This window comes from Lysobacter luteus (assembly GCF_907164845.1).
Classification (GTDB): Bacteria; Pseudomonadota; Gammaproteobacteria; order Xanthomonadales; family Xanthomonadaceae; genus Novilysobacter; species Novilysobacter luteus.
The window spans coordinates 2,309,844-2,325,309 of sequence record NZ_OU015430.1 but is presented as its reverse complement, the minus strand read 5'-3'; the positions used below and the strand labels follow the sequence as shown (position 1 = coordinate 2,325,309).

Genomic DNA, 15,466 nt, shown 5'->3' with positions numbered 1-15,466 from the left:
CACGCGTTTTCCGGCCGCACCCATGCGACGATAGGCCGATGAACGACGAGCGCATCATTGCCGCCGACGCGACGCGCGAAGACGACGCGATCGAGGCTTCGATCCGGCCCAAGCGGCTGGACGAATACCTTGGCCAGCAGCCGGTCCGCGAGCAGATGAAGATCTACATCGAAGCCGCCCGCGGACGCGGTGAGGCGCTCGACCACGTGTTGATCTTCGGCCCGCCGGGGCTCGGCAAGACCACCCTCAGCCACGTGATCGCCAACGAGCTCGGCGTCGGCCTGCGCCAGACCTCCGGCCCGGTGATCGAGAAGGCCGGGGATCTCGCCGCGCTGCTGACCAACTTGCAGCCGCACGACGTGCTGTTCATCGACGAGATCCATCGCCTCTCGCCGGTGGTCGAGGAGGTGCTGTACCCGGCGATGGAGGACTACCAGATCGACATCATGATCGGCGAGGGCCCCGCCGCCCGCTCGATCAAGCTCGACCTGCCGCCGTTCACCCTGATCGGTGCGACCACCCGCGCCGGCCTGCTGACCGCGCCGCTGCGCGACCGCTTCGGCATCGTCCAGCGGCTCGAGTTCTACAGCGCCGCGGAACTCACCCGGATTGTCCGCCGCTCGGCGCAGATTCTCGGCATCGATTGCGAGCCCGAGGGCGCCACCGAGATCGCGCGCCGATCGCGCGGCACCCCGCGCATCGCCAACCGCCTGCTGCGGCGGGTGCGCGACTACGCCCAGGTCCGCGCCGACGGTTCGATCAACCGTGCGACGGCCGACGCGGCGATGGCGATGCTCAAGGTCGACCCGGAAGGGTTCGACGAGCTTGACCGGCGGATGCTGCGCACGATCATCGACAACTTCGACGGCGGCCCGGTCGGGGTGGAATCGCTCGCGGCGGCGCTGAGCGAGGAGCGCGGCACCCTGGAGGACGTGATCGAGCCGTACCTGATCCAGCAGGGCTTCCTGGTGCGCAGCGCCCGCGGGCGGATGGCCACGCCCAAGGCCTACCAGCACCTCGGCCTGAGGGCCGGGCCAGCGACGGCCGGCCTGTTCGGAGAGCCCGGCGGTGAATAGTGGGCTCGCGTTCAGCTGGCCGACACGGGTCTACTGGGAGGATACCGACGCCGGTGGCGTGGTCTACCACGCGCAGTACCTGGCGTTCCTGGAGCGCGCCCGCACCGAGTGGATGCGCGCGCAGGGCTACGGCCAGGAGCTGCTGCGTCTGAACCACGACCTGGTGTTTGCGGTGCGGGCCATGCAAATCGATTTCCTCAGGCCCGCCCGGCTCGATGACGCGCTGCAGGTCGGGGTGTCGTTGCGGGAGTGCCGCCGCGCGAGCGCGGTGTTCGCGCAGGACGTCCGCCGCGGCGACGAAGTGCTGCTGACCGCCACCGTGCGCGTGGCTGCGCTCGATGCCGCCGGCTTCCGTCCGCGACCGATCCCGCAGCCGCTGCTGGACGGGTTGAAGGCGCTGGAAGGCCGCTGACCCGCCGTTGTAGCGCCACCCGGTTCACCCCTTTCCATCGCCACCGACGTTAACCACGACATCGCCCAGGCACCGGGCACGGAGACCACGAATGACCCCATTGCTGAGCGCGCTGCAGGCCACCACCGTCGAACCGCTGCCGGAGGACGCCACCGCCGCCGTCGGCAATGCCGCCGCGGTCCTGCCGACCGAGGCAATCACTGGCGACAACAGCCTCAACCTGCTGCAGCTGATCCTGCATGCGAGCCTGCCGGTGCAGCTGGTGATGATCCTGCTGCTGTTCGCGTCGATCGCGTCGTGGGTGATCATCTTCCGCAAGAAAAAGGTGCTCGACCGCGCCGAGCGCGAGGCCGAGGCCTTCGAGGAACGGTTCTGGTCCGGTACCGACCTGACCAAGCTCTACACCGGCGCCAGCCAGCGCAACCGTGACGTGGGCGGGATGGAGTCGATCTTCGAGGCGGGCTTCCGCGAGTTCTCGCGCCAGCGCCGCGTGGCCGACAGCCGCATGCAGCTGGAAGGTGCGCAGCGTGGCATGCGCGTGGCCACCGCGCGCGAGCTCGACGGCCTGGAGCACAACCTCGAGTTCCTCGCCAACGTCGGTTCGATCGCCCCGTACGTCGGCCTGTTCGGCACCGTCTGGGGGATCATGATTTCGTTCCAGGGCCTGGCCAACGTGCAGGAAGCGACCATCGCGACCGTCGCGCCCGGCATCTCCGAGGCGCTGATCGCGACCGCGATGGGCCTGTTCGCCGCCATCCCGGCGGTCTGGGCCTACAACCGCTACGCGACCAAGGTCGAGCGGATCGCGGTCCGCTACGACGCCTTCTCCGAGGAGTTCTCCTCGATCCTCGAGCGTCAATACCACCAGGAGGCCTGATGGCCATGACCTCCAACGGCCGCCGCATCCGCAAGCGCCGGCTCAAGGCAGAGATCAACGTCGTGCCGTACATCGACGTGATGCTGGTGCTGCTGATCATCTTCATGGTGACCGCGCCGCTGCTCAACCTCGGCGTGGACATCGAACTGCCGCGTTCGAACGCGAAGACCATCTCGCAGGACAAGGATCCGGTGATCGTCAGCGTGGACAAGGACGGCAACTACTTCCTTGCCGTGCAGGGCGGCGAGCAGGAGGCGCTGTCGGCCGAGGCGCTGGAGGCGAAGGTCGCCGCGTTCGTGCGGCAGAACCCGGACGTGCCGGTGTACGTCGCCGGCGACCGGGACGCCAACTACGAGGTGGTCCTGCGGGCGATGGTGCTGCTGCAGAACGCCGACGTGCCCCGGGTGGGGCTGATGAGCGCGCCGTCGGAGGCCGTGCAGCAGTGAGGGAAACCCGCGCCGATACCCGGCAGGCGATGCTGCTCGCCATCGGGCTGCACATGCTGCTGTTCGGGCTGATGTTCGCCGGGCTGTGGTGGACCCGTACCGCGGCGCCGACCAGTGCCGCGGGCGCCCCGGTGGAGGCCACCCTGGTGGACGCCGACGCGCTGTCGCAGTCGATGCGGCAAGCGCTCAGCGACCGCCCCGAGCCGATTGCCCGGCCGGAACCCGAGCCGTTGCCCGAACCGGTCGAAGAGGACGCCGCGCCACCGCCGCAGCCGCTCCCCGAGCCGGTCCCGCAGGACGCGCCGACGCCGCCCCAGCAGCAGGCCCAGGATTTCATCCCGGTGCCCGATACCGTCGAACAGGACGAGGTCGTCGATGTGCCGACACCGACGCCCACCGACGAGGAAAAGCTGCAGGAGGAGAAGCGCCGGCAGGCGCAGGTCGACCTCACCGAGAAGAAGCGCCAGGAGGAGGCCGAGCGCAAGCGCCGGCTCGCCGCCGAAGCCCAGGAGCGCGAGGAAAAACTGGCCGAGATCCGCCGCAAGCGGGCGGCCGCGGCGCGCGAGGCGGAGCTGGCGGCGCAGAAACTCAAGCAGATCGCCGACGCGCAGGCCGCCAGCAATACGGATTCCTCGTCGAGCGCCGCCAGCGCTCCCGCCGGCAACAACGGCGTCGACACCGGCCTGAAGGCGCGGTACGCCGCGGCGCTGACCGAAGCCATCCTGGCCAAGTGGACCCGCCCCGAAACCGTGCCACTAGGTGCGCGCTGCAAGCTGATCATCCGCCAGCTGCCCGGTGGCGAGGTCATGGATGCCGAAGTCGCCTCGCCCTGCGCCTATGACGAGCTGGGCCGTCGTTCGATTGAGGCCGCCGTGCTCAAGGCGCAGCCGTTGCCCTACGCCGGATTCGAGCCGGTGTTCGCGCGGACGCTGGAGCTCAACTTCGTCGCCCAGGACCGCTGAGCGCCTTGAGACACTGCCGATTCGCGCGTTCAGCTTTGAGAAAGCGTTCACACGCATGCTGTTAAGACTTCAGCCTTGCTGTCAGGACCTGCTGATGAAAAAACTCCCCCGCTGGTACTCCCCCCGCCGCTGGTTCGCGAGGTCCGCGGCGATGTCCGCTGTGTTGCTCGCCCTGCTGCTGCCGTTCGCCGCTTCGGCCCAGCAACAGGGACTGGAACTGGACATCGTCGGCGGCAACGCGGCCGCACTGCCAATTGCCGTGGTGCCGATGCCCTACCAGGGCGGCGCCGCCGCCCCCGACACCGACGTCGCCGCGGTGATCGCGGCCGACCTCAACCGGTCCGGCCAGTTCCGCAGCCTGCCCGAGGGTGACCTGGTCGAGCGCCCGACCCGGGGCAACGAGGTCAACTACCCGACGTGGCGCGCGCTCAACCAGGATTACCTGGTGGTCGGCCGCGTGGTCGACGGCGGGAGCGGTGCCTACCGGGTCGAGTACGAGCTGTTCGACGTGGCCACCCAGCAACGCCTGCTCGGCTTCGCGCTGACCGCGCGCAGCAACGCGATGCGCGATGTCGCCCACCAGATCGCCGATGCGATCTACGAGAAGATCCTCGGAGTGAAGGGCGCGTTCTTCACCCGGATCGCCTACATCACCGCCACCGGTGTCGGCCGCGATGCGAGCTACGCGCTGGTGGTCGCCGATTCGGACGGGTTCAACCCGCAGACTGTTGTGACCTCGTCGGAGCCGCTGCTGTCGCCGTCGTGGAGCCCCGACGGCAACCGCCTGGCCTACGTCAGCTTCGAAGGCGGCAGCTCGTCGATCTACATCCAGGACATCAGCACCGGCAGTCGCCAACTGGTCGCCAAGTTCCGCGGCATCAACAGCGCGCCGGCGTTCTCCCCCGACGGCGGCCGCATGGCGATGACCCTGTCGCGCAGCGGAAACCCCGAGATCTACGTGATGAACCTCGGCAGCAAGGCGCTGACCCAGGTCACCAACCATTTCGGCATCGACACCGAGCCGACGTGGAGCGCCGACGGCGGCACCCTGTACTTCACGTCCGACCGCGGCGGCCAGCCGCAGATCTACCAGGTGCCGGCCGGCGGTGGCAGCGCCAGCCGCGTGAGCTTCCAGGGCAACTACAACGCCAGCGCCAGCGTCTCGCCCGACGGCCAGAAGATCGCCACCGCGCAGGGCGCGGGCAATACCTACCGCATCGCCGTGATGGACCGCAGCCTGGGGTCGGCGCGCTGGACCACGCTTTCGCCCGGTTCCCTCGACGAGTCCCCGAGCTTCGCCCCGAATGGCGCGATGATCATCTATGCTGCGCGTGAAGGCGGCCGCGGGGTGCTGTATGCGGTGTCGGCCGACGGCCGGGTGCGCCAGCGCCTGGTGCTTGCCGGCGGCGATGTCCGCGAGCCGGCATGGGGGCCGTTCCGCACGCCCTAGGCGCCGTAGTGATCACACGGCGTTGTTCCGGTTTTTCTCCGTGTCACTGTTCCAGAAGTTCAGCCAAGAAGTTCAGCCAAGACGAGGATTTGACGATGAACAACACCACGCGCGTTCTGATGGCCGCCCTGCTGTGCACCGCGGCGATCGGCTGCTCCAAGAAGGTCAAGGAAACCCCGCCGCCGGTCGATACCACCCCCGCCCCGGTCACCCAGACGCCGACCACCCCGGGCGCGTACACCCCGGCCGACCTGGATACCGATGCCTGCCTGCGGCAGCGCGTGGTGTACTTCGACTTTGACCAGGACGTGCTGCGTCCGGAGTTCCAGGCCGTCGTCGGCTGCCACGCCAAGTACCTGCGTGACCGCCCGACCTCGCGCATGACCCTGGAAGGCCACGCCGACGAACGCGGCAGCCGCGAGTACAACATGGGCCTGGGCGAGCGTCGCGGCCTGGCCGTGTCCTCGGCGATCCAGGCCAACGGCGGCTCGGGCGCGCAGATCATCACCAACAGCTACGGCGAAGAGCGCCCGACCTGCACCGCGTCCAACGACGAGTGCTGGGCCCGCAACCGTCGCGTCGAGATCATCTACACCGCGAAGTAAGAAGGCACTGCCAGATGCGCAATATCCACAAAACGCTTATTGCGACATCGCTGGTTGCGGCGGCCCTCGTGGCCGCCGCACCCGCCTCGGCCCAGCGTATGAGCCTGGCCGAGCGGGTCACCCGGCTCGAGCAGCAGGCAGGCAACAACCAGGTCTCGGTCGACCTGTTGCGCCAAGTCAACCTGCTGAAGGAAGAAGTGGTCGCGCTGCGCTCGCAGGTCGAGCAGCTGGGCCACGAACAGGAACAACTCAAATCCAGCGCGCGGGCCCAGTACCTGGACCTGGACGGCAGGATCAACCGGCTCGATGGCGGCGCAGGCACGCCCGCGCTGGACGCATCGACACCGGCGGAGGTCGCCGACCCGGCGCTCGCCGCCGCCCGCCCGGCGGTCGAACCGACCGTGGAAGCCGGCGCCGGGCCGACGATCTACGGCGACCCCGGCAAGCTCGACCAGCTGGAGGGCGAGCGCGAGGCCTACGACATCGCGTTCGACGCGCTCAAGAACGGCGAGTACGCCGAATCGGCGCGCCTGTTCCATGCCTTCCTCGGCCGCTTCCCCGGCGGTGCCTATGCCCCCAACGCGCTCTACTGGCTTGGCGAGAGCTACTACGTCACCCAGAACTACAAGCTCGCGCTGGAGCAGTTCGAAGCGTTGATGCAGCGTTACCCGACGCATGACAAGGCGCCGGGCGCGATGCTCAAGGTCGGGCTGTCGCAGCAGGGGCTCGACCGTCTCGACGACGCCGAGCGCACCCTGGCCGAGGTGGCCAGCCGCTACCCCGGCACCGATGCCGCGCGGGTCGCCAGCGACCGCCTCGGCGCGATCCAGCTCGGCCGCCTGCGCTGAGCACAGCGCCAACGCAAACCGGCCATAGGGTCCCGGATACCGCCATCCGGTCTAAAATGACGGCATGAACGCCGTAGTCCCCGAGGCGGCCGCGACCTCGCCCGAGCGACTGCGGCTGACCGAAATCTTCCTGTCCCTGCAAGGCGAATCGCGCAGCATCGGCTGGCCGACCGTTTTCGTGCGCCTGACCGGCTGCCCGCTGCGCTGCCAGTACTGCGACACCGCTTACGCCTTCCATGGCGGCGAGTGGTGGGACTTCGACGGCATCCTGGCCGAGGTCGCCCGCCACGGGGTCCGGCACGTCTGCGTGACGGGTGGCGAGCCGTTGGCACAAAAGCGCTGCATCGGCCTGCTGGAGCGCCTTTGCGACGCCGGCTACGAGGTGTCGCTGGAAACCTCCGGTTCGATCGACATCGCGCCCGTGGACCTGCGCGTCTCCCGCGTGCTCGACATCAAGACACCGGGTTCGGCCGAGGTGGAACGCAACCTGTGGTCCAACATCGCGCAGTTGACGCCCAACGACCAGGTGAAGTTCGTGGTCTGCTCGCGCGAGGACTACGACTGGGCGAAGGCAGTCATCGCCGAGCACCGGCTGGTCGAGCGCTGCGAAGTGCTGATGTCGCCGAGTTTCAGCCAGGTGCGTCCGCGCGAGCTGGCCGACTGGATCGTCGCCGACCGCCTGCCGGTCCGCTTCCAGATGCAGTTGCACAAGGTCCTGTGGGACGACGAGCCGGGGCGCTGAAATGAAGAACGCCGTCGTCCTCGTGTCCGGGGGCATGGACTCCGCCGTCGTGCTGGCCATCGCCCGCGAGCAGGGGTTTGCCGTGCACGCCTTGAGCGTGCGCTACGGGCAGCGCCACACGTCCGAGCTGGAGGCGGCCGACCGGGTCGCGACGGCGTTGGGGGCGGTGGCCCACAAGACCGTCAACGTCGACCTGCGCAGCATTGGCGGGTCCGCGCTCACCGACGACATCGACGTGCCGCTGGACCATGTCGCCGGCGCCGACGAGATCCCGGTGACCTACGTCCCGGCACGCAACACGATCATGCTGTCGGTCGCGCTCGGCTGGGCCGAGGTCCTGGGCGCGGCGGACATCTTCTGCGGCGTCAACGCGGTCGACTACTCGGGGTATCCGGACTGCCGGCCGGCGTTCATCGAAGCATTCGAGCGGCTCGCCAACCTCGCCACCAAGGCGGGGGTGGAGGGTGCCGGCATCCGCGTGCACGCGCCATTGCAGCACATGAGCAAGGCCGCGATCGCCCGCGAGGGAGTGCGCCTCGGCGTGGACTTCGGCCAGACCGTGTCGTGCTACAAGGCCGACGCGGACGGGCGCGCGTGCGGGCATTGCGACGCGTGCCGGCTGCGCGCCGAAGGTTTTGCCGCCGCCGGCATCGCCGACCCCACCCGTTACATGCGTTAGAATTGCCGACCCGGCGCTGCCGGGCGGACAGCGGGTCGTTAGCTCAGTCGGTAGAGCATCGGACTTTTAATCCGCTGGTCGATGGTTCGAATCCATCACGACCCACCACTGTCCCGAAGCCCCGCCACGGCGGGGTTTTTCGTTTCCAGCCGCTACTCAGGCGACGTCGAACAGCTGCTGCAGCACGGCCTCGCCGTAGCGCTCGAGCTTGGTCCCGCCGATGCCGGCGATGCCGGCCAGGTCGTCCAGGTCCCCCGGGTCGGCCGCGGCGATCGCGCGCAGCGTGGCGTCGTGGAAGATCACGTAGGCGGGCACGTTCTGTTCGCGCGCGGTGGTGGCGCGCCACTCGCGCAGGGCGTCGAAGCGCAGCGCGGCCTCCGGGGCGAGTTCGATCATCGGCGCGGCGCCGGCGCGTTCGCGTCGTCGCGTGGATCGGGGCGCGTCCTTGCGGAAGCGCAGGGTGCGCTCGCCACGCAGCACCGGGGTGGCCAGCGCGGTCAGGCGCAGCGCGTTGTGGCGATCGACGTCGGCTTCCAGCAGGCCGGCCGCGACCAGTTGCCGGAACACGCCGCTCCACTGCCGCACGTCGAGGTCCGCGCCGATGCCCCAGGTACTCAGCTGCCCATGGCCGAAACGCTGGACCTTGTCGGTGGCCACTCCGCGCAGGATGTCGATCAGGTGGCCGGCACCGAACCTCTGGCCGCTGCGGTACACGCAACTCAGCGCCTTGCGCGCGGCCTCGGTGCCGTCCCAGCTCTCGGGCGGATCGATGCAGTTGTCGCAGTTGCCGCAGTGGCCCTCGTGGGCCTCGCCGAACCAGCCCAGCAGGGCCTGGCGCCGGCAGTCAGTGGATTCGCAATATCCAAGCAGTGCATCGAGCTTGCGGACCTCCAGCTGCTTGCGCTCCTCGCCGGCCTCGCCCTGGTTGATCAGCTGGCGCAGGTTGACCACGTCGCCCAGGCCATAGCTGAGCCAGGCCTCGGCTGGCTCGCCGTCGCGGCCGGCGCGTCCGGTTTCCTGGTAGTAGCCCTCGATGGACTTGGGCAGGTCGACGTGGGCGACAAAGCGCACGTCGGGCTTGTCGATGCCCATGCCGAACGCGATCGTCGCCACCATCACCACGCCGTCGGCCTGCAGGAAGCGGCGCTGGTTGGCCGCGCGCTGCTCGTTGGGCATGCCAGCGTGGTAGGGCAGGGCGTCGATGCCGGCGAGCTGCAGCTGTTCGGCGACCTTCTCGACGCGCTTGCGCGAGAACGCGTAGACGATGCCGCTCTCGCCCTTGTGGCCTGCGATGAAATCAAGCAGCGCGCGGCTGCCTTTGCCGTCCTTCTGGACCACCCGGTAGCGGATGTTGGGCCGGTCGAACGAGCTGACGAAACGGCGGGCATCCTCGAGCGCGAGCCGTTCGGCGATCTCGCGACGGGTGGGGGCGTCGGCCGTCGCGGTCAGCGCGATCCGCGGCACGTCCGGCCAGCGCTCGTGGAGGATCGTCAGCTGGCGGTACTCGGGCCGGAAGTCGTGGCCCCAATGGGATACGCAGTGCGCCTCGTCGATCGCGAACAGGGCGATGCCGTGGCTGGCATGCGCGCGCTCGAGCAGGTGCAGGAAGCGCCCGGTCAGGAGCCGCTCCGGGGCGACGTACAGCAGGTCGAGGTCGCCGGCCAGCAGGTCGCGCTCGACCTCGGCCGCGGCACCGGCGTCGAGGCTGGAATTGAGGCACGCCGCGCGGACGCCGAGCTGGCGTAGCGCTTCCACCTGGTCCTGCATCAACGCGATCAACGGCGAAACGACGATCCCGCAGCCGTCGCGCAGCAGGGCCGGCAACTGGTAGCACAGGGACTTGCCGCCGCCGGTGGGCATCAGCACGAGCGCGTCGTTGCCGCCGGCCACGCACGCGACGATCTCGGCCTGCTCGCCGCGGAAACCGGGGTGGCCGAAGGTGGTGCGGAGCAGTTCGAGCGCGGCGTTTTCCATGCGCGTCAGGGTAGCAAGCGGTGGTCTCGCCGCCTGCCGAGCGGCGCCCGCCACCGGGTCGGAAAAGGACGAGCCGGGTCGCTGCGCGCCTGCCGGACAGGCGGCCGGAAAAACAAACCCCGGGACCTGCCCGGGGTTGTCAGTGCTACGCAGGTGCCTGCGCCTACTGCAACAGCGAGCGCAGCATCCAGGCGTATTTCTCGTGGGTCTGCAGGCGCTGGGTCAGCAGGTCGACGGTCGGGTCGTCGCCGGCGTCGTCGGCGGTCTTCAGCACCTTGCGCGCAGTCCGGCAGACGGCCTCGTTGCCGACCACCAGCTGCCGCACCATCTCGCGCCAATCCGCGGCATCCTCCAGTCCGGGTTCCTCGGGGATCGTGGTCAGGCGGGTGAACTCGGCGTACGAACCCGGCGCGTTGAAGCCCAGGGCGCGGATCCGCTCGGCGATCTCGTCGAGTGCCGTCCACTGCTCGGTGTACTGGGTCTCGAACATCACGTGCAGGGCGTTGAACATCGGCCCGGTGACGTTCCAGTGGAAGTTGTGGGTCTTGAGGTACAGCGTGTAGGCGTCGGCGAGGAAACCCGCCAGACCGGTCGCGATGTTCTTGCGATCGCGGTCGCCTATCCCGATATCGATCGCCGGAGCGCTCGATCCGGAGCCCGGCGAGGCGGCCGGCCTGGCGACGGTGGCAGGGCGAGTGGTCTTGGTGGTCTTGGCCGCCTTCGCGGGTTTGGCAGTGGATCGGGTCTTGGCCATCGGTGATCTCCTTCGGATAGTCGCCTGCAGCGACAATGGGCGCGCAGGCAATGGTGTGGAACGTTTTGTCCGGACACGAACGAATCAATGAATCCTAAGGATCCGCCCGCTAAGACCACGTCACGGCGCCCGCCGCTGTCGCCCGCGTTGCGGCAGGCGCGCGAGGCGATCGACCGTGGCCTGAGCCGTGATCGTGGCCGGCTGCACGGGCTGTGGTCGCGCTGGCGCGGCCGTCCCGACGACGCCGAGGCGCAGGCTGCGTTCGAGCGGGCGCTGGCCGAGTCGGTGGTGCGGCGCGAGTCGCGGGCGGCCAACCTGCCTGCGGCGCCGGTCGATCCGTCCCTGCCGATCGCGGCCGAGGCCGACCGCATCGTCGAGCTGATCCGGGCGCACCCGGTCGTGGTGATCGCCGGCGAGACCGGTTCGGGCAAGACCACCCAGATCCCCAAGCTGTGCCTGGCCGCCGGCCGTGGGGCGGCGGGCATGATCGGCTGCACCCAGCCGCGCCGGATCGCCGCGCGGGCGGTCGCCAAACGCGTGGCCGAGGAACTGCAGACGCCGCTGGGCGGGGCAGTGGGCTACCAGGTCCGGTTCAACGAGAACGTCGGCGAGCAGACCGCGGTCAAGTTCATGACCGACGGCATCCTGCTGGCCGAGATCCAGTCCGACCGCTGGCTGTCGCGCTACGACACGATCCTGATCGACGAGGCGCACGAACGCAGCCTCAACATCGACTTCCTGCTCGGCTACCTCAAGCAGCTGCTGCAAAAGCGCCGTGACCTCAAGGTCATCGTCACCTCGGCGACGATCGACACCGCACGCTTCGCCACACACTTCGACGATGCCCCGGTGGTCGAGGTCGAAGGCCGCAGCTACCCCGTTGAAGTGCGCTACCGGCCGCTGGAAGGCGAGGGCGACCGCGAAGGGGAGCGCACGGTCAACGACGCGATCGTGGCCGCGTGCGACGAGATCAACCGGGAAGACCCCCGTGGCGATGTGCTGGTGTTCCTGCCCGGCGAGCGCGAGATCCGCGACGCCCACCAGGCTCTGGAGCGTCGCAAGTACCGCCACACCGAAGTACTGCCGCTGTACGCACGCCTGTCGGTGCGCGACCAGGATCGCGTTTTCAACCCCGGCCCGCAGCGCCGCATCGTGCTGGCGACCAACGTCGCCGAGACCTCGCTGACGGTGCCGCGTATCCGCTACGTGGTCGATCCCGGGTTGGCGCGGGTCAAGCGCTACAGCCCGCGCGGCAAGCTCGACCGGCTGCACATCGAACCGATCAGCCAGGCCAGTGCCAACCAGCGCAAGGGACGTTGCGGGCGCGTGTCGGAGGGCACCTGCTACCGCCTCTACAGCGAGGCCGACTTCCAGTCGCGGCCCGAGTACACCGACCCCGAGATCCGCCGCGCCGCGCTGGCCGGGGTGATCCTGCGGATGCTGGCACTCGGCCTGGGCGACATCGAGCGCTTCCCCTTCCTGGAGCCACCGGACCCGCGCGCGATCGCCGACGGCTGGCAGCAGTTGGCCGAACTGGGCGCGGTCGACGAATCCCGCACGATGACCGCGACCGGCCGGCTGATGGCACGCATGCCGGTCGACGTGAAGCTCGCCCGCATGCTGGTCGCCGCCAATGCGCGGGGCTGCCTGCGCGAGATGCTGGTGATCGCCTCGTTCCTCGGCATCCAGGACCCCCGCGAGCGGCCCGCGGACCAGCGCGCCGCGGCCGACAATGCCCACGCCCATTTCGTCGACTACAGCTCGGAGTTCGTCGGCACGCTGAAGCTCTGGACCGCCTACCAGGACGCGCACGAGGAGCTGACCCAGTCGCAGTTGCGCCGCTGGTGCGAGAAGCACTTCCTCGGCTTCCTGCGCATGCGCGAATGGCGTGAGCTGCACCGCCAGCTCAAGCTGATGGCGGATGACCTCGGCTGGCAGCAGGGGCCGCCGCTGGCCGAGCTCGATGCCGGTGCGTTCGCCAACCTGCACCGCGCATTGATAGCCGGGTTGCCGACCCAGATCGGCCACCGTCAACCGGGCCCCGAGAAGAAGCCGGGCGAGAAGAACCCGGGTGAGCGCCGGCCGGCGGCGGTCTACGAGGGCCCGCGTGGGCGCCGGTTCGGGCTGTTTCCGGGCTCCTGGCTGATCCGCAAGCCGCCGCCGTGGGTGCTGTCGGCCACGCTGCTCGACACCGAGAAGGTCTGGGCGATGACCAACGCCGCGATCGAGCCGCAATGGGCGATCGACGAGCTGCCGCACCTGCTCGCCCGCCGTCACTTCGACCCGCGCTGGTCGCGTGCGCAGGGTCGCGTGCTCGGCAGCGAGCAGGTCAGCCTGTTCGGGCTGGTGCTCGCGCCCAAGCGCCCGATCCACTACGGCGGCCTGTACCCCGAGGAGAGCCGGGCGATCTTCGCCCGCGACGCGTTGGTCACCGGCGAGATCAACACCCGCGCGGTGTTCCTCAAGCGCAACCTGGCGACGCTGGAGAAGGCGCGGGAGGAGGAAGCCAAACAGCGCCGCGCCGGCATCGTGGTCGACGAGGACTGGATGGCGCGCTGGTATTTGGACCGGCTGCCGCCGCACGTGCACAACGCGCAGGCGCTGGACGCCTGGTTCAACAAGCTGCCGCCGCCGTCGAAGTCCGCGCTGGAATGGTCGCTCGAGGACCTGCTGATCGGCGACGAGACCGACGCGTCGCGGTTCCCGCCGGTGATCGGCCTGGGCGACGCGCGGCTCGCGGTGAAGTACCGCTTCGACCCCGGCGCGCCGGACGACGGCATGACCGTCGCGGTGCCGCTGCACCTGCTCAACGCGCTCGACCCGGTCCGGCTGGGCTGGCTCGCGCCGGGCTTCGTCGCCAACAAGGCGGCGGCGCTGATCAAGTCGCTGCCCAAGGCGCAGCGGCGCAACTTCGTGCCCGCGCCGGACTTCGCCCGTGCGTTTGCCGAGGCGCACCCCGGGCCGGAGGCCGACACCTTCACCGGCACGCTGGCGCGCTTCCTGCACAAGGTCACCGGCGCCGAGGTCGCGGGTGTCGATTTCGACGAGGCAGCACTGGAGCCGCACCTGCGTGCCAACCTGCGCCTGCATGACCGTGACGGCCGTACGGTGCTGGCCGAATCGCGCGACCTGGATGACCTGCGGGCACGCTTCGGCGAGCGGGCCGCGCGTGCATTCGCGGCCCATGCGGCTGACGGCATGGGCCAGCGCGGGCTGGTCGAATTCCCCGACACGCCGATCCCGGCCAGCGTGCCCGGTGCCGCCGGCGTGCCGGCCTACCCGGCACTGCACGACGATGGGGACAGCGTCTCGTTGCAGGTGCATGCCGAGCGCGACACCGCGTTGCGCCACCATCCCCGCGGCGTGCGCCGGTTGCTGTGGCTGGCGCTGGCCGACAAGCGCAAGCAGGCCCGCAAGCAGTTGCCGGTCTCGCCCAGGACCGGCCTGCTGTACGCGGCGATCGAATCGGCCGCGCCGAGGCAAACCGGCGAACGCGATGGCGACCGCCTCCGGGGCGACATCGTCGACGGCGCGTTCGCATCGCTGGTGGCCGACGGGCTTGGCGACATCCGGGACGCGGAGGCCTTCGTGGCGCGGCGCGACGCGGTCGCGCGGCAGCTCTTCCCCGAGTCGATGGAACGCTTGCACCAGGCCGAGACCATCCTCGCCGCGGTAGCCGAGGCGCGGGGCAAGCTGGAGTCGCCCCTGATGGGCTGGGCCAGCGGCAACCTGGACGACATGCGCGCGCACCTCGCGGCGCTGACGCCGCCCGGGTTCCTGCGCGACGTGCCGGCCTCGGCGCTCGCCGGCTACCCGCGCTATCTGAAGGCACTGGCACTGCGCGGCGAAAGGGCGCTGCGCGACCCGACCCGCGACCAGGCACGGATGCTGGAGCTCAAGCCGTTCGTGGACGCGCTGGCCGCGGCCGGTGCACGCGGCGAAGCCGACGCCCCGGAGTGGCAGGCGCTGCGCTGGGAGCTCGAGGAGCTGCGCGTCTCCCTGTTCGCGCAGGAACTCGGTGCGCGCGGGGTCTCACCGAAAAAACTGGCGACGCGGCTGGCGCGGATCGGTTGATACGCGACAGCTGACGCGTGTCCGTCGGCCTACTTGACCCGTTCGACCTTCGCGCGGGTGTTGTAGCCGGCGATCTTCATGTACCAGGCGCTGCCGATCAGGCTCGGGCTGATCTCCACCGCCGGGTTCTGCAGTTGCACGCCAGCCAGCGACGCGCTGTCGGTCTGGCGCCAGACCTGGCCGTTGTCCAGCGTGTACTGGCGTCCCTTGGCGAAGCCGCTGAACGTGCCCTGCACGTGGCCGGTCACCGACTCGTTCGAGCCGAAATTCAGGAAGCCGCGATTCTCGTCCTCGACCTCCTGCTTGGCCTGCTCCGCGGCCCGGGTCGTCTCGACGTCGAGGGTGCGGTTGAGCCAGGCGTTGAGGTTGGCCAGCTGCTCGGCGCTGAGCTGGTCCAGGCCTGCCGCCCGGAACTGCTCGGGCGTCATCTGCTGCTCGATCCTGGAGGCCTGCTGGCCCCATGCGAGCGCCGGCAACAGCAGGGCGATGCCCAGCACGAGCGGGCGGATACGGCGGATGGTCGACGGATGCATGTGCATGTGAACTGTTCCCGCGGTCGGTTGCTCG

The 15,466-nt window shown here is 69.6% G+C and carries 14 protein-coding genes and 1 tRNA gene; 12 read left to right on the top strand and 3 right to left on the bottom strand.

Annotated features, from left to right (window positions below; all coding sequences use genetic code 11):
- The first annotated feature begins 38 nt into the window (after positions 1-38).
- From ruvB to KOD61_RS10915, 11 genes are all read left to right on the top strand, one after another.
- Positions 39-1,076 (top strand): Holliday junction branch migration DNA helicase RuvB, encoded by a 1,038-nt coding sequence (ruvB, locus tag KOD61_RS10965; protein WP_215218699.1) that lies wholly within the window; start codon positions 39-41, stop codon positions 1,074-1,076.
- Positions 1,069-1,488, top strand: coding sequence for a tol-pal system-associated acyl-CoA thioesterase (gene ybgC / locus KOD61_RS10960; RefSeq protein ID WP_215218698.1), 420 nt, complete (start codon positions 1,069-1,071; stop codon positions 1,486-1,488). Before ruvB ends, ybgC begins: the two co-directional genes overlap by 8 nt.
- Before the next feature lie 91 nt (positions 1,489-1,579).
- Positions 1,580-2,365: a protein TolQ gene (gene tolQ / locus KOD61_RS10955; RefSeq protein WP_215218697.1), complete on the top strand. Its 786-nt coding sequence runs from the start codon at positions 1,580-1,582 to the stop codon at positions 2,363-2,365.
- Positions 2,366-2,370: 5 nt separating this feature from the next.
- Positions 2,371-2,811 (top strand): protein TolR, encoded by a 441-nt coding sequence (gene tolR, locus KOD61_RS10950; protein WP_215220387.1) that lies wholly within the window; start codon positions 2,371-2,373, stop codon positions 2,809-2,811.
- The gene (locus tag KOD61_RS10945; protein WP_251370581.1) at positions 2,808-3,773 is read left to right on the top strand and encodes a cell envelope integrity protein TolA; all 966 of its coding nucleotides are present in this window, start codon (positions 2,808-2,810) and stop codon (positions 3,771-3,773) included. The genes tolR and KOD61_RS10945 overlap by 4 nt, the downstream gene beginning before the upstream one ends.
- Positions 3,774-3,867: 94 nt before the next feature.
- A complete protein-coding gene (tolB, locus tag KOD61_RS10940; RefSeq protein ID WP_407074541.1) occupies positions 3,868-5,223 on the top strand; it encodes a Tol-Pal system beta propeller repeat protein TolB in 1,356 nt (451 codons plus the stop codon).
- Between the two features lie 95 nt (positions 5,224-5,318).
- Positions 5,319-5,828, top strand: coding sequence for a peptidoglycan-associated lipoprotein Pal (gene pal / locus KOD61_RS10935; protein ID WP_215218696.1), 510 nt, complete (start codon positions 5,319-5,321; stop codon positions 5,826-5,828).
- A gap of 14 nt (positions 5,829-5,842) precedes the next feature.
- Complete coding sequence (ybgF, locus tag KOD61_RS10930; protein WP_215218695.1) at positions 5,843-6,676, top strand: tol-pal system protein YbgF; 834 nt, start codon at positions 5,843-5,845, stop codon at positions 6,674-6,676.
- Positions 6,677-6,740: 64 nt separating this feature from the next.
- A complete protein-coding gene (queE, locus tag KOD61_RS10925) occupies positions 6,741-7,418 on the top strand; it encodes a 7-carboxy-7-deazaguanine synthase QueE (protein WP_215218694.1) in 678 nt (225 codons plus the stop codon).
- Position 7,419: 1 nt separating this feature from the next.
- Positions 7,420-8,097 (top strand): 7-cyano-7-deazaguanine synthase QueC, encoded by a 678-nt coding sequence (gene queC / locus KOD61_RS10920; RefSeq protein WP_215218693.1) that lies wholly within the window; start codon positions 7,420-7,422, stop codon positions 8,095-8,097.
- Positions 8,098-8,129: 32 nt separating this feature from the next.
- Positions 8,130-8,205, top strand: a tRNA-Lys gene (locus KOD61_RS10915).
- A 48-nt stretch (positions 8,206-8,253) separates the two neighbouring features.
- Here KOD61_RS10915 and recQ read toward each other — a convergent pair.
- Positions 8,254-10,071, bottom strand: a complete 1,818-nt coding sequence (gene recQ, locus KOD61_RS10910; protein ID WP_215218692.1) for a DNA helicase RecQ — start codon at positions 10,069-10,071, stop codon at positions 8,254-8,256.
- Positions 10,072-10,234: 163 nt separating this feature from the next.
- On the bottom strand, positions 10,235-10,825 hold the full coding sequence (locus KOD61_RS10905) for a Dps family protein (RefSeq protein WP_215218691.1): 591 nt from the start codon (positions 10,823-10,825) through the stop codon (positions 10,235-10,237).
- A gap of 87 nt (positions 10,826-10,912) precedes the next feature.
- On the opposite strand from KOD61_RS10905, the gene hrpA reads away from it, so the two are divergent.
- Positions 10,913-14,899, top strand: coding sequence for an ATP-dependent RNA helicase HrpA (gene hrpA / locus KOD61_RS10900; protein WP_215218690.1), 3,987 nt, complete (start codon positions 10,913-10,915; stop codon positions 14,897-14,899).
- Between the two features lie 29 nt (positions 14,900-14,928).
- Here the strand turns inward: hrpA and KOD61_RS10895 are convergent, their stop codons facing one another.
- Entirely contained in the window at positions 14,929-15,438 is a 510-nt protein-coding gene (locus KOD61_RS10895; protein ID WP_311195416.1) for a hypothetical protein, read from the bottom strand.
- Positions 15,439-15,466: the final 28 nt, after the last annotated feature.